A 14,479-nucleotide genomic window follows, 5' to 3' on the forward strand; every position below is an offset into this window, starting at 1 on the left:
AAGTCAATTCGACCCCAAGTCAATTCGACCAATGCGCGCCTTCCCTTGGCGTTTCCATGATCTCTGTAAGCATGCCCTGCATGTCCTTGGGATGGACGAAAAAGATAGGCGTACCGTGGGCGCCGATGCGCGTGGGGCCGAGGATGCGCTTGCCCATCTCTTCGAACTCGGTGCGCGCTTCCCCAATGTCGGGCACCTCGAAGCAGACGTGATGCTGCCCGCCCAACGGGTTCTTCTCAAGGAAGTTTTGGATCGCGCTGTCGGGGCCGAGCGGTTCGATCAGCTCGATCTGGGTGCCGTCCATGCCTGAATGGTTGGGCGTATCGACGAAGCAAACCTTCACCCCCTGCTCGGGGAGGTCGAACGGAGTATGGATCTTCGTCGCGCCCATCACGTCGCGATAATGCGCGATCGAATCCTCGATCGATGGCGTTGCAACGCCGATGTGGTTAAGCCTGCCGAGTTTCATTTGTCGTTTCCTTCATCCCCTGCCCGCCAAGGTTGGTCTAGTGCAACCGCCAGTGCAAGCATCGAAAGGGCCAGCGCATTGCCGTACCACGGCGGGCTCGCAGGCGTGTGCTCCAGCACCGCAAGCGTCGCGAGCAGGATCGGCACATACATCAGCGTGTTGGCGATCGGCAGCGTCCACCTCGCCCATGTCTCGCGTTTTCGGAACGGGATTGCCGTCAGCACGATGGTCAGCAGGCCGACGGTGGCCCACGCCGCCCCGGCGACATCGAGCAACGCGTTGAAGAGGACCTGTTCGGCCTCGGGAAGCTCCTCCCACGAGCGCGAAATCGCGACCGCGTGGTAAGGCATGAAGGTGCCGCGAAAGAGATAGATCGCGCCCATAACGACGCTGACGACCCCGCAAGTGAGATAAATGAGGGCCGAGAGTCGAAATCTCAACGCAGCGCTATCCACGGTCCCAATAGCTCGTCAGTCACGCGAGGCTACGTCCAAAGGTGTCAATTTTGACGATGCTTGGATCACAGAATCTCAAGCCCGTATAGCAGATGAGCGAGTGGTCCTGTCCGCGTCTCAATCCGTTCTAAACACTCAGATCGTTCTACCGAATGTTCTGGTGACCAAGTCCCACAAATTTCGAGTTCAAGAGCATACCTCTGATTCTCCACACGAATGAGTGATGCGCCAAACCAGATGAGCAAGAGGCACAAGATGCCGATGGTGATATTCTTAGTCACAGCGGAATATTATCATGCTTCTTCCAGGGGTTCTCAAGCTGCTTCGTCCGCAGCTTGCGTAGCCCCAGCGCGACCCGCCGCCGTGTCGAGTGCGGGTAGATCACCTCGTCGATATAGCCGCGCTGCGCCGCCACGAAGGGGTTGGCGAAGCGGTCTTCGTATTCCTTAGTTTTCTCGGCGATCTTGTCGGGGTCATCGCGGTCCTGGCGGAAGATGATCTCCACCGCGCCCTTCGCGCCCATCACCGCGATCTCGGCGGTCGGCCAGGCGTAGTTGAGGTCACCGCGCAAGTGCTTTGACGCCATCACGTCATAGGCGCCGCCATAAGCCTTGCGGGTGATGATCGTGATCTTGGGCACGGTCGCCTCGGCATAGGCGAACAGCAGCTTCGCGCCGTGCTTGATGATGCCGCCCAGTTCCTGCGAGGTGCCGGGCAGGAAGCCGGGCACGTCGACGAAGGTCACGATCGGGATTTCGAACGCGTCGCAGAACCGTACGAAGCGCGCCGCTTTCTTGGACGAATTGATGTCGAGCACGCCCGCGAGCACCATCGGCTGGTTCGCGACCACGCCCACCGTGCGTCCCTCGACCCGGCCGAAGCCGCAGATGATGTTCGCCGCGTGCGCGGGCTGGATTTCGAAGAAACTGCCCTCGTCCAGTGTCTTACGGATCACCTCGTGCATGTCGTAAGGCTGGTTGGCATTGTCGGGGATCAGCGTGTCGAGGCTCGGCTCCTCGCGGTCCCACGGATCGTTGACCGGCAGTTCGGGCACGTCCTCGCGGTTCGACAGCGGCAGGTAATTGAAGAATTCGCGGGTCGCGAGCAGCGTCTCGACATCGTTTTCGAAGGCAACATCGGCCACCGACGTCTTGGTGGTGTGCGTCACCGCCCCGCCCAGCTCTTCCTGCGTCACGACTTCGTTGGTGACGGTCTTCACCACGTCGGGCCCGGTGACGAACATGTAAGACGAATCCTTCACCATGAAGATGAAGTCGGTCATCGCCGGGGAATACACCGCCCCGCCCGCGCACGGCCCCATGATCAGGCTGATCTGCGGAATGACGCCGCTGGCAAGCACGTTGCGCTGGAACACCTCGGCATACCCGCCAAGCGAGGCCACGCCTTCCTGAATGCGTGCGCCGCCGCTGTCGTTGAGGCCGATCACCGGCGCGCCGACCTTCATCGCGGTGTCCATGACCTTGCAGATCTTCTCCGCATGGCGTTTCGACAGACTGCCGCCGAACACGGTGAAGTCCTGACTGAAGACATAGACCAGCCGTCCGTTGATCGTGCCCGATCCGGTCACAACGCCGTCGCCGATGATCTTCTGGTCCTGCATGCCGAAATCGACGCAGTCGTGTTCGACATAGCGATCGAGTTCTTCGAAGCTGCCTTCGTCGAGCAGAACGTCGAGCCGCTCGCGCGCGGTCAGCTTGCCCTTCGCGTGTTGCGCGTCGATCCGCTTTTGTCCTCCGCCCAGTTCGGCGGCTGCACGGCGGCGTTCCATTTCGGCGATATTGGCGGACATGCGTCGGGCCCCTGCGTCGTTATCGGTTGCGCAGGTCGTTGCCGCAGCGGCGGCGCAGCGTCAACGTGTCAAAATCGCGGTGGCGCTCAGAATTTGAGCGTGACGCTGCGCGCTAGAGCAGGAGAAATCGCCTCGGCGATGCGCAGCGCCTTGGTCATACCAATATTGGCTTCATCGCGGTTCTTCTCGATCGCCTCGACGATCTGCCGCGCGCATTCATCGGCGGGCATCTTCTTCATCGGATTGCCATCGTTCATCTGGGTGTCGACCACCGGAGGCAGCGCCTCGAGGACATGGATGTTCGTATCCTTGAGCTGTTCGCGCAGGGTCAGCGAATAGAACCTCAGCCCGGCCTTGGTCGCACAGTAGACCGGCTGGCGCGCCGCCGGAGCAATGGCAAGGCCGCTGGTGACGTTGACGATCACGGCCTCCGGGCGCTGCCTCAATCGCTCGACGAACGCGGTGATCAGGCGGATCGGCGCAGAGAGGTTGGCGTAGATGCAATCGTCGGCCGCATCGGCATCGGGCGTGCCCTGGCGGAAGTCGTGATCGACGAGTTGCCCTGCATTGTTGATAAGGATGTCGAGTTCGCGCTGGCCCCATTCGGCAATAAGTGCGTCGACCCCTGCCGCGTTCGAAAGGTCGGCAGCAATCGTCTCGAAACCCTCGTCCTGCATTGCCGCGAGCCGTTCGGGATTGCGCCCGGTGAGGACGACCTGGGCACCTTTGCTCCTGAGCAGGCGCGCGATCTCGCTCCCGATCCCGGCGCTTCCACCGGTTAGCAGCACTGTCTTAGAGGCGAGATCCATCGCGCGCTCCTCTTACTTCATCAACACCAGCTCTTCGGCCATAGTCGGGTGGATCGCGGTGGTCGCGTCGAAATCGGCCTTGGTCAGGCCCGCCTTAACCGCAATTGCCGCAGCCTGCATCATTTCAGGCGCTTCGGGCGCGATCATGTGAATGCCCACGATCTTATCGTTCCCGGCATCGCAGACCATCTTGAACAGGCTTCGCTCGTTGCGCCCGGCGAGCACGTTCTTCATCGGTCGGAAGTCGGACTGGTAAACTTTGACCGAGCCAAGCTTGTTCTTCGCCTCGCCTTCGGTCATCCCGACCGCCGCGATCGGAGGATGGCTGAACACCGCGCTGGCGATGCAACTGTGATCGACCGCATAGGGCTTCCCCTCGCCGAACACGCTGTCGGCGAAAGCCTGGCCTTCGCGGATTGCGACCGGGGTCAGCTGTACCCGGTCGGTCACGTCGCCCACGGCATAGATGTAATCGACATTGGTCTTGCTGAATTCATCGACCTTTACCTCGCCGTTCTCGCCGAGTTCGACACCGACATTCTCGAGGCCCAGCCCTTCGGTGTTCGGCACACGCCCGACCGCGAACATGACCAGGTCAACGATTTCCTCTTCGCAGTCGCTCAGTTTCACGCGGTAGCGGCCATCGTCGCACGGTTCGATATATTCGAAGATCGTGTTGAACTTGAATTCGATGCCTTTCATCAGGCTGATTTGCAGCAGGCGGTCGCGCACCGCCTCGTCATAACTGCGCAGAATCGCGTCGCCGCGATTGACCAGCGTCACCTTGCTGCCGAATTCGTGAAATATCCCGGCGAATTCGTTGGCGATGTAGCCGCCGCCGGCGATGATGATGCGTTTCGGCACTTCGTCGAGATGGAACGCCTCGTTCGAACTGATTGCATGTTCGGCGCCCTTGCATTCGGGCATGCGCGGACGCGCGCCCGTGGCGATGAGGATGTAGCGGGCGGTGACGACCCTCCCGCTTTCGAGCGTGATCTCGTGATCGCCAGTAATGGTCGCGCGTTCCTTGAAGATCGTGACGTCGTGGTTTTCGAGCGTCTCGGTGTAAGCACCCTCGAGCCGATCGACATCGGCAAGCACGTTGTCGCGCAGGACTTTCCAGTCGAAGCTCTTACCTTCGATCTGCCAGCCGAATTTCTGCGCATCCACGAGGTCCTCGGCAAAATGCGCGCCGTAAACGAGCATCTTTTTGGGCACGCAGCCACGGATCACGCAGGTCCCGCCGACGCGGTATTCTTCCGCCGCGGCCACTTTTGCACCATGTGCCGCAGCGACGCGGCTGGCGCGGGTGCCTCCCGAACCGATACCGATGGTGAAAAGGTCGTAGTCGTACTCGGTATCGCTCATGAGGTTCTCCGTGCCTGTGTTGCGGGCGATATGGCGGCCCGTGCGGCCATTGCCAACCGTGAAGGAATACGTTCAGGGAAGTCCACCGGTTACTCGGCCTGGACTTCCTCGAGCCGTGCGGAAAACCATGCCCCTGCAAGGCAAAGCGCGGCCATGGACCCAAGCACCATCGCATTGCCGAAAAACTGCGCGAGCACCCCGAAGACACTGCCGCCGAGTAGGACGACACCGATTACCGTGTTGGAGAGCGCGGTGTAGGCGGCGCGCGTATCTTCGGTCGCCATGTCGACAAGGTGGGTCGAGCGCCCGAGCCGCACGCCCTGATAGGCGATCATCAGGCCGAGCAGGAGTGCCGGGAGCACCCAGATCGCTTCGAGCCACCCCAACACGCTCGCCACCGCCGTCGCAGCCAGAGCCGCCGCTCCGGCCAGCGCCGACACAAGCAGCACCTTGCGGCTCGACCGGTCGGCCAACCGCCCCCAAACCGCCGAGCTGACCAGTGCAGCTCCCGAGGACGCAAGGACGAGGAAGCCAAGGCCTTCGAAGGCTGACTGCGCATCGCTCGATGCAGCGGCAATCATAAAGGGCGGCGCGAGCGCGGTCGCGGTGAGACACCCGCGGGCAATGATGAAAAGCCGCAGCTGCCGGTCTTCCGACAGCAGCGAGAGGTTCTGGATCGCGACCTTGAACGCGGTTTCGCCGCCCTCGGTCGCGCCTTCATGCTCCTGCAGAGTGGCGAATAACAGACCGCCAGCGATCCAGCATGCGCTGGCGACCACCATGCCGCCCAGAACCAGCGTCCGCCGCTCGATCAGTTCGGTGACGAGAAGCAGCGCAAACATGATCACGAGCCCGGCGGCGATCGATCCGGCGGTACCGGTGGCGGTGCCTCTGCGCGATTTGGACACGGTCTTGCCGAGCACATCCTTGTAGGAAACCGAGCACACGCTGCGCGCCAGCGCCAGCACGGTCAGCGAGGCGAGGATTACCCAGCCCGCTTGTGCGCCATCAAGCATCAGAGCGCTCGCGAATATCCCGAGCGCGCCGAGCCCCTGCACCAGCGCCCCGCCCGCCCATGCATACTTGCGCAAGTGCATCCGGCGGATTGCGCCAGCGGTGAACATCTGCGGCAGCAGCGCTCCCGCTTCGCGCACCGGAACAAGCAACCCGATCAGGAAACCGGGCGCGCCCACACTGGTCATCAGCCAGCTCAGCACCAGCTTGGGATCGATCAGCCCGTCGGCCAGCTTGCTCAGCGAGAGCGAGGTGACGTGGGTGAGGAAATTGCGCGGTTCCTCGCGGCAAGCATCGTCCGGAATGTCACGGCACGCCCGGCCCTCGTCGTCGATGACGATCGCCTGGTAGACCTTTTCCAGCGTGCTTTGTTCTCCCGCCATGGCGACTGAACGCAGCAAGCGGGAGAAGGTGCCTCAAGAGGCGTGTGTTGGATCAGCCCTGCGCAGCACGCGGGCCACCCCCGCCGGGACGACCGCCACCCTTGCGGCGACCGGAACCGCCTCGGCGATTTCCGCCACCGGGACGACCGCCGCCCGAATTACCGGGCCTGCCCTTGCGCGATTGATGCTTCTGCTTCGGCTTGCGCGATCCTTCGCTCGGTCCATCGCTGCGCGGCTTGCCCGCGCCTGCCGGGCGCGGCTGCACCCTCTTGCGCGAAACCCGGGTTTGCCCCTTGGGCGGAGGTTTGGTCGGACCGACGCCCTCGACGACCGCACGGAAATTCTCCGGCAGTGCGAGCCGGTCGAGCTCGGCGTCGGTGTTGCGCTGGATATCCTTGAGATAGGCACGCTCGTCCTCGGCGCAGAATGCGATCGCGATCCCGTCCTTGCCCGCGCGCGCCGTGCGTCCGATGCGGTGCACATACTGCTCGGGCACGTTGGGCAGCTCGTAATTGATCACGTGGCTCACACCCGGGATATCGATCCCGCGCGCCGCGACGTCGGTCGCAACGAGAATGTGTGTCTTGCCCCGGCGAAATTCGTCGAGCGCGCGCTGGCGCTGGGGCTGCGACTTGTTGCCGTGGATCGCATTGGCGGAAATGCCCGCCTGCGAAAGCTTCTTCACCACGCGGTCCGCGCCGTGCTTGGTGCGAGTGAAGATCAGCACGCGTTCGAGTTCGCCGGGAGTATCATGGCGACCCGAAAGGATCAGTTCGAGCAGCGCCTGCTTCTCATCCTGCTGGACCATGAAGAGATACTGGTCGATCCGCTCCGCCGTTGTGGCGGCGGGGGTCACAGTGACGGTGACCGGGTTGTTGCAGTAGCCGGAGACCAGTTCCTTGATCTGCTTCGGCATGGTCGCGCTGAAGAACAGCGTCTGACGTTCCGGAGGCACGAGCTTGTTGATTGTGCGCAGCGCATGGATAAATCCGAGGTCGAGCATCTGGTCGGCTTCGTCGAGCACCAGCACTTCGACGCCCGAAAGGTTGAATGCCTTCTGGTCGATAAGGTCGAGCAATCGGCCCGGTGTTGCGATCAGGATATCGGTGCCGCGATGCAGCTTGTTGCGGTCCTTGTTGACCGAGGTCCCGCCGACGATGACCTGCACCTTGAGGCCCGCGAGCGCGCCGTAATCCTTCGCGCTCTGGGCGATCTGGGTGGCAAGCTCGCGCGTCGGCGCAAGCACCAGCATACGACACGATTTGAACGGGATGCGATTGTCGCTGGCGCGCAGCCGATCGATGCTCGGAAGCATGAACGCGGCGGTTTTGCCGGTGCCGGTCTGGGCGATACCGAGGAGGTCGCGCCCTTCGAGAACTGGCGGGATGGCCTGTTCCTGGATAGGAGTCGGCGTGTCGTAGCCCTTCAGGTCGAGGGCTTGCAGAACGGGCTGTGAAAGCCCGAGTTCATTGAATTTCATGAGTATTTTACTCGCAATACTTGCGATGCGTGCAGCCGGAATGGTGCACGGTTCGCGGGGTTGAAAACCGCCCGCGTGAAAAGGGAAGCTGTAGGATTGAACGAAACGCTGCCGGGGCGGATGGTATCAGAGCCGCCACTTCACGCTGGCAGTTGCATTTCGGTTGCGACGCATGTGGATGCTGCAGTGCAAAAAGTCAATCAGCGATCTTCTTCTTCGAGATAGCCGTCCTGCCCCATCCACATGTCGAAATCGATTCTGCTCGAGAATTCACCCTCGATCGCGTTGCCATCGGCATCAAGTGCAGGCTCGAAACGCGAATGCTTCATCAACGGTCGGCAGAGCGAGAGTGTCACTGCCTTGCGGCGGAACGAACGGGTAAGCTTGCAGTCGATCGGCGTGCCGGTTGGATCGATGGTCAGTGTATATCCGATCACCTCGGAAAGGAGACGCTGACGGCCCGCAGCTGCGGCCAGCTGGTTTATGCCGTCGAAGGAAATGCGCACTGGGCCGCGTGGACCGGTCGCCTTCATATCCGCGACGCAGGCATCATACGCTGCGCCTGCCCGGGAAAATCCTTCGAGCGGGATGGTTGTCTCCGACCCGTCGACGCTCAGAACGAATTCGCTTTCGCTTTCGGATATCGCGACGAATTTATCGACGGGATGCGAGCCGGACCAGCGCCTGGCTTGCTTACCGATCTCGTCCGGTGGACCGAGAAGCAGGATGGTGTTGTCGCCCACCGTCAATTCGACGCGCTCAGGCGGTTCACCCGTTGTGGTGTAGCGTTCGAACGCGAGGCCCGACATCGAATAGCTGAAATCGGGCCGACGCTGGAGCGAGAATTGCAGCCCGCCCTTCCCGTCCGCGAGGTAATATTCGACCGCACAATGGCCACCACGGTCGGAAATCGACCAGCTGGCGGGCGTCTGCACGAAAGCGGATGCGGGTTGTGATGCGAATGCGGCGATACTCGCAATTGCGCACGGCAAAAAGCGACGTAAATCGAACCCCGGCATCAGTTCTCTTCGCGAAGTTCCAGATAAGAAAGCTGATTGGTGAAACTGCCTGGAACCGGCGCATCCGTCGCGTCGCGCGCCGGTTCGAAGGTGTGCGTCTTCATCAGCACGCTGCACAGTTTCTTGTTCACATAAGCGCGGCGAAACTCTTGCTCGATCTCGCATTCGGTCGGCTTGCCCTCGGCATCTACCGCGATCGTGTAACCCAGATGCGATCGCCAGACCCGCAATTGCGAAGAGGTCTTGAGCACTTCCCAGCCGCCGTTGAATTCCACCAGCTTGACCGGTGTGACCTCGCCCGTGTCCGAAACCGTCTCCGCCTGATCGTTGGCACCCGACGCGGGGGCGAAAGCGAGCGCGGCGGCAGCGGCAGACAGCGAGAGAATGCGAACCATAAAGGGCCTCGAAAGAAGTGGAGTTAACGGGAGATGACGGCGCAACATACGCATAACGCGCCCAAGCGCAATTTTATCCCGGTCCAAATGCTGCAACGCATCATAGCGAATTTGGCGCAGCCTGCGGTTGAAATAAAGTTGCAAGCCTATCGAATAATAATCCAAGCGATTGGAATATCTTTCAGGCGCGGCAGAGAATCACTCGCCTTCTCAGGCAAGCCCGGCCGTAGCCATCAAAGCTGTTGTAGACGGGTCGAACTGACCCTCCCCTGAATCGATATCCTTGGCCATTTTCTTGCCGAGTTCGACCCCGAACTGGTCGAAGGGATTGATCCCCATCAGCGCCGCGTTGGCGAAGGTCCGGTGTTCGTGGAAGGCGATCAGCGCGCCCAGCATCGCCGCATCGAGATCGTCGACCAGGATCGTCGCCGAGGGCCGGTCGCCGGGGAAGGCGCGCGCGGGGTCTTTGCCATCCTTGCTCATGTTTCCACCTGCCATCAGCGCCGCTCCTTGTGCGAAGCAATTGGCCAGCAGCGCCTTGTGGTGCGCTGGATCGAGAGCGTCACCGGGGGCAATGCTGGCGATGAAATCGACGGGCACCAGTTGGGTGCCCTGGTGTAGCAGCTGGAACACGGCGTGCTGCGCATCGGTCCCTACCCCGCCCCATGTGATCGGCGCGGTCGGGCGATCGACAGGTGTGCCATCCGCGGTCACCCGTTTGCCATTCGACTCCATTTCGAGCTGCTGGAGATAGTCGGGCAGCAGAGCGAGCCGCTCGTCATAGGCGAACACCGCGCGGGTCTGGCAGCCGCGGAGGCGTGTGTAATACTGGTCGGCAAACGCGGCGAGCAGCGGTCCGTTCGCCCTGCCTTCGGTTTCGCGGAAGTGGTCGTCGACCGCCTTCGCCCCGGCGAGCATCGCGCGAAAATCGTCCATACCGACCGCAAGCGCGACCGGGAATCCGATGCTCGACCATAGCGAATAGCGCCCCCCGACGCTTTCGGGAAACGGGAGGATGCGGGTCTCGTCGACCCCCCATTCAACCGCGCGCTCCGGGTTCGCGGTGAGCGCGACCACGCGCCCGCTCGGGTCGACCACTCCGTTATCCGACAGCCATTTCAGCGCACTCTCGGCATTCGTCATGGTCTCGGTAGTGGTGAAGGTCTTGGAGGCAACCGCGATCAGCGTCGTCGCCGGATCGCACGCGCTAAATGCCTGTTCGAGCGCCAACCCATCGATGTTCGAGACGACATGCACGTCGACAAGCTCGAGGTCCCGCGTAAGCGCATCCACGGCGAGATCCGGTCCCAGCGCCGATCCGCCGATGCCGATATGGATGAGGTGTTTGATATCTCCGAGCGCGCCCTGGTGGATCGCCTCGACCAGCATGCCCATGCGCGCGAGCAGAGCTTCGCCCTCCTCGACGTCCGCATCGGTTCCGCTGCCGCGCATTGCACCGTGGGTCGCGGGGCGGCCTTCTGTCGGGTTGACGATCCCCCCGCCGAACAGCGCTTCGCGCGCCGACGCGAAACCTGCTGCATGTGCCAAGTCTTCGAACGCGTCCAGCAGCGCATCGTCGAGATGCGTCTTCGACCAGTCGAGCAGCAGGCCGTTCGTTCCATTTCCCGGCACGTCGAACTCGATCCGCTGGCTCAGCTTCGCAACCCGCTCGGGATCGCGTTCGAACAACTCGGCAAGGGGCGAATGCTCCAGCCCTTCGAGGCGAGCCCATGCGGCGGTCATGTCGGATCCGGTCATCTATGCAAACCCCTTTGCGCGTGTCGTGGCTGCGAGTAAGGGGCTAGGCGATGGATGTTAATACCCAAACTGCGACTTCTCCCGATGTCGGTGCGGATGGATCGGGCGATAGCTGGAAAAGCTTCGGCCTGTTCGTGCTCAAGGTCGTCGCGGTTGTGCTGGTGTTCCGTATCCTTCTGTTCTCGCCTTTCTCGATCCCCAGCGAAAGCATGCTTCCGCGGCTGATGAATGGCGATTACCTGCTCGCGGCCAAGTGGCCCTACGGGTATTCGCGCAACTCGCTGCCATTCGATCTCGGCCTGCCCGATGGACGCATCCTCGCCGGCACGCCCGAACGCGGCGACATCGTGATCTTCAAGCACCCGATCGACCGTACCGACTATATCAAGCGGGTGATCGGCCTGCCGGGAGACAGCGTCGCGGTGATCGGCGGGCAGATCGTTCTCAACGGGGAGCTCGTGCCGAGGGAGCAGATCGGCGATCTCGTCGTCCCCGAAACACCCAACACGGGGTGTGCCTGGGGAGGCGAAAGCATCCGCGATGGCGACGGGAACCGTTCGTGCAGCTATCGTCGCTTCCGCGAATCGCTTCCTGGAGGGCGCAGCTACGACGTGCTCGATTTCGGCCTCACACAGGGCGACAATTTCAGCCCGATCACCGTGCCCGAGGGTCGCATGTTCGTCATGGGCGACAACCGCGACAATTCACGCGACAGCCGCTTCGAGGCCATGTCGGGCGACGCGGTGGGCATCATCCCGCAGGACAATCTCGTCGGCCGGGCTTCGATCGTCATCTGGTCGACCGATGGCAGCGCCGAATGGATAAAGCCGTGGACCTGGTTCAGCGCGGCGCGCTGGAACCGGATCGGAAGGTCCATATGATGGAAGCAGCCTCATGACCGCACTGGATGCCGCAACCCGTAAATGGCTGCAGTCCACGGGCTTCCCCGTGGAGGAGGAGGCCCTTTGGCTCGAAGCGCTAACCCACGGCAGCTTCAATGGCAGCGCAACCGCCTCCAACGAAGCCGATTATCAGCGGCTCGAATTCCTCGGAGACCGCGTGCTCGGCCTGTCGGTGGCAGCATGGCTGTACCACGCGCATGACGGGCCCGAGGGGCGGCTGTCGCAGCGCCTGAACGCGCTGGTGAGCGGCGCGACCTGCGCCCGCATAGCGCGCACCATCGGCCTGCCCGACCACATCCGGCTGGGCAAGCAGGCGCGCGAGGATGGCGGCGCGGACAGCGACAACATTCTGGGTGACGTCATGGAAGCGCTGATCGGCGCGAGCTTCATCGAGCACGGCTACGACGCGACGCGCGAGACGATCTACCGCCTGTGGGAGGACGAACTGGCGGGCGATGCCGGCAAGGCCAAGCACCCCAAGAGCGCTTTGCAGGAATGGGCCGCCGGCAATCGCCGCGCGATGCCGCAATACGAGGTGATCGACCGCTCCGGTCCCGATCACGCCGCGCGCTTCACCGTGCGGGTCAGCATTCACAACGTCGGATCGGCCGAAGGGGTCGCGACGAGCAAGGGCGCCGCGGAAAAGCGCGCCGCAGAGGCATTTCTGGAGGAACACGGGTGAACATGAACGAAGCGCCCACGCAGTGCGGCGTCGTCGCCGTGATCGGCGCGCCGAACGCGGGCAAATCGACGCTGGTGAACCAGCTGGTGGGGCAGAAGGTGGCGATTACCAGCGCGAAAGCGCAGACGACGCGCGCGCGCATGCTCGGGCTTGCGCTGTTCGGGCCGGTGCAGATGATCCTTGTCGACACGCCCGGCATTTTCGAACCCAGACGCAAGCTCGATCGCGCGATGGTGAGCGCAGCGTGGGAAGGCGCCGAAAGCGCCGACGCGATCGTCCTGCTGGTCGATCCGATCAAGCAGCGTCGGCACGAGCTCGAACCGCTGCTCGAAGCGCTTGCGGGCCGCCCCGAGCGCAAGATCCTCGTGCTCAACAAGGTCGACAAGGCGAAAAAGGAACCGCTGCTGGCGCTGGCGCAGGAGCTGTCGGCCAAGGTCACCTTCGAGGAGATTTTCTTCGTCTCGGCCCTTACCGGGGACGGTGTCGACGAGCTCAAGGAGGCGCTGGCCAAGCTGATGCCCGAGGGCCCCTGGATGTATCCGGAGGATCAGGTCTCCGACGCGCCAGAGCGCCTGCTCGCCGCCGAAATCACCCGCGAGCAGCTCTACCAGCAGCTGCACGAGGAACTGCCCTATGACAGCGCGGTGCGGCCCGAGCAGTACAAGACGCGGCCCGATGGCAGCCTCGAAATCCACCAGCAAATCGTCGTCGCCCGAGACACGCAGCGCGGGATCGTGCTCGGCAAGGGCGGCCAGCGGATCAAGGCGATCGGCGAGGCCGCGCGCAAGGAGCTTTCGGAGATACTGGGGGTGAAGGTCCACCTGTTCCTGCACGTAAAGGTGCTCGAGAACTGGTCCGAGGACAAGGAAGTGTTCGAGGAAATGGGGCTCGATTGGGTGCGGTAATGCGTCGGTCCGCAATTCTCGCCCTCGCCCTTGTAGCTTCTGGCGTAGGCTATTGGTACTTCTTGGCCGACCGAAACATGACGTCGCTCGAAGGGGTGTCGGTCGGTATGACAATTGAACAGGCCAAGGCGGACTTGGAGGTCTCAGGCTATTTCTTGGTTGGCGACGGCGACGCGGATTGTGAGAAGGAAGACCGCGTGGACTCAACATGCCGAAGGTTCGTCAACGCACGAGACCCGAGCTTTAGCTACGCAATCCTGGTGGATGAAAACTGCCGCATAGAGAGCATGCGCCGAACGCGAAGAGGGATTGAATTGTAGCTGCGCTTCGCTGTGAGTCTCTCGTCATTCCGGACTTGATCCGGGATCTAGGGCCAAGCGGTGCGAGGCCGCAGACCTTGGCGATGGTTGCCCGAGACCCCAGCTTTCGCTGGGATGACGGTGAGAGAACTCAACCCCTGCCAAGCTTCTCCAGCTTCGCCCGCAGCGCCGCTTCGTCGAACGGCTTGACGATGTAGTCGTCAGCACCCGCACCGATGCCTTCGTGGATGTCCTTGGCCTCGCCGTTGGAGGTGCAGAAGATCACGATCGGTTCCTTCGGCGTCGGGATCGCGCGCAGTTTGGACACGAACTCGATCCCGTCCATCTCGGGCATGTTCCAGTCGGTAAGCACGATCGCCGGCATCTTCTGCTGGCAGCGCGCCAGCGCCTCTTCGCCGTTCTCGGCTTCGACCGGAACGTAGCCGAGGCTCTTGGCGATCTTCGAAGATACCTTGCGGATCACGCGGCTGTCGTCGACGATCAGGCACACCTTGGCGGTGTCCTGCGAAGCGGGCGCGCCGTCATAGCGGTCGCGGATCGCCTTGGCCTGCCGGATGACCGCATCGATATCGGCATCGCTTCCCTCGGCCTGCTGCGCCTCGCGGATCGCTTCTTCCACGTCCTCGGGTGCTTCGACCGGCTCGGCGCCCTCACGCGCCTGTGTCAGCCGCTCGGCGAGCGTCTTGCCGTCCGAGCCCTTGTTGCGGTTC

15 protein-coding genes are annotated in these 14,479 nt (G+C 62.5%); 4 read left to right on the forward strand and 11 right to left on the reverse strand.

Annotated features, from left to right (window positions below; genetic code table 11):
* Positions 1-19: 19 nt before the first annotated feature.
* The 10 genes from mce to pgi all read right to left on the reverse strand — a co-directional run bounded on the left by mce (position 20) and on the right by pgi (position 10,960).
* Positions 20-469, reverse strand: coding sequence for a methylmalonyl-CoA epimerase (mce, locus tag ACI5KX_RS10365; protein WP_406810583.1), 450 nt, complete (start codon positions 467-469; stop codon positions 20-22).
* Positions 466-852, reverse strand: coding sequence for a hypothetical protein (locus ACI5KX_RS10370; protein ID WP_406810584.1), 387 nt, complete (start codon positions 850-852; stop codon positions 466-468). Before ACI5KX_RS10370 ends, mce begins: the two co-directional genes overlap by 4 nt.
* Positions 853-1,201: 349 nt before the next feature.
* Positions 1,202-2,734 (reverse strand): acyl-CoA carboxylase subunit beta, encoded by a 1,533-nt coding sequence (locus ACI5KX_RS10375; RefSeq protein WP_406810585.1) that lies wholly within the window; start codon positions 2,732-2,734, stop codon positions 1,202-1,204.
* An 86-nt stretch (positions 2,735-2,820) separates the two neighbouring features.
* Positions 2,821-3,543, reverse strand: a complete 723-nt coding sequence (locus ACI5KX_RS10380; protein WP_406810586.1) for an SDR family oxidoreductase — start codon at positions 3,541-3,543, stop codon at positions 2,821-2,823.
* A 12-nt stretch (positions 3,544-3,555) separates the two neighbouring features.
* Positions 3,556-4,911, reverse strand: coding sequence for a glutathione-disulfide reductase (gene gorA, locus ACI5KX_RS10385; protein WP_406810587.1), 1,356 nt, complete (start codon positions 4,909-4,911; stop codon positions 3,556-3,558).
* Between the two features lie 89 nt (positions 4,912-5,000).
* A complete protein-coding gene (locus tag ACI5KX_RS10390; RefSeq protein ID WP_406810588.1) occupies positions 5,001-6,308 on the reverse strand; it encodes a hypothetical protein in 1,308 nt (435 codons plus the stop codon).
* Positions 6,309-6,360: 52 nt separating this feature from the next.
* On the reverse strand, positions 6,361-7,788 hold the full coding sequence (locus tag ACI5KX_RS10395) for a DEAD/DEAH box helicase (RefSeq protein ID WP_406810589.1): 1,428 nt from the start codon (positions 7,786-7,788) through the stop codon (positions 6,361-6,363).
* Positions 7,789-7,988: 200 nt separating this feature from the next.
* Positions 7,989-8,723 (reverse strand): hypothetical protein, encoded by a 735-nt coding sequence (locus ACI5KX_RS10400; protein WP_406810590.1) that lies wholly within the window; start codon positions 8,721-8,723, stop codon positions 7,989-7,991.
* Positions 8,724-8,806: 83 nt separating this feature from the next.
* Positions 8,807-9,367 (reverse strand): hypothetical protein, encoded by a 561-nt coding sequence (locus ACI5KX_RS10405; RefSeq protein ID WP_406810591.1) that lies wholly within the window; start codon positions 9,365-9,367, stop codon positions 8,807-8,809.
* A gap of 45 nt (positions 9,368-9,412) precedes the next feature.
* Positions 9,413-10,960 (reverse strand): glucose-6-phosphate isomerase, encoded by a 1,548-nt coding sequence (gene pgi / locus ACI5KX_RS10410; RefSeq protein ID WP_406810592.1) that lies wholly within the window; start codon positions 10,958-10,960, stop codon positions 9,413-9,415.
* Between the two features lie 50 nt (positions 10,961-11,010).
* On the opposite strand from pgi, the gene lepB reads away from it, so the two are divergent.
* The 4 genes from lepB (at position 11,011) to ACI5KX_RS10430 (ending at position 13,769) form a co-directional block, all read left to right on the forward strand.
* Positions 11,011-11,841 carry a signal peptidase I gene (lepB, locus tag ACI5KX_RS10415; protein ID WP_406810593.1) on the forward strand — a complete coding sequence of 277 codons (831 nt, stop codon included), beginning with the start codon at positions 11,011-11,013 and terminating at the stop codon, positions 11,839-11,841.
* A gap of 13 nt (positions 11,842-11,854) precedes the next feature.
* On the forward strand, positions 11,855-12,544 hold the full coding sequence (gene rnc, locus ACI5KX_RS10420; RefSeq protein ID WP_406810594.1) for a ribonuclease III: 690 nt from the start codon (positions 11,855-11,857) through the stop codon (positions 12,542-12,544).
* Positions 12,545-12,546: 2 nt separating this feature from the next.
* Positions 12,547-13,449, forward strand: a complete 903-nt coding sequence (gene era, locus ACI5KX_RS10425) for a GTPase Era (RefSeq protein WP_406810595.1) — start codon at positions 12,547-12,549, stop codon at positions 13,447-13,449.
* Between the two features lie 77 nt (positions 13,450-13,526).
* Positions 13,527-13,769, forward strand: a complete 243-nt coding sequence (locus ACI5KX_RS10430) for a hypothetical protein (RefSeq protein ID WP_406810596.1) — start codon at positions 13,527-13,529, stop codon at positions 13,767-13,769.
* 130 nt (positions 13,770-13,899) lie between these two features.
* Here the strand turns inward: ACI5KX_RS10430 and ACI5KX_RS10435 are convergent, their stop codons facing one another.
* On the reverse strand, positions 13,900-14,388 hold the full coding sequence (locus tag ACI5KX_RS10435) for a PleD family two-component system response regulator (protein WP_406810597.1): 489 nt from the start codon (positions 14,386-14,388) through the stop codon (positions 13,900-13,902).
* Positions 14,389-14,479 lie beyond the last annotated feature (91 nt).

Origin of the sequence: Erythrobacter sp. GH1-10, assembly GCF_045363165.1 — a bacterium.
GTDB lineage: Bacteria > Pseudomonadota > Alphaproteobacteria > Sphingomonadales > Sphingomonadaceae > Erythrobacter.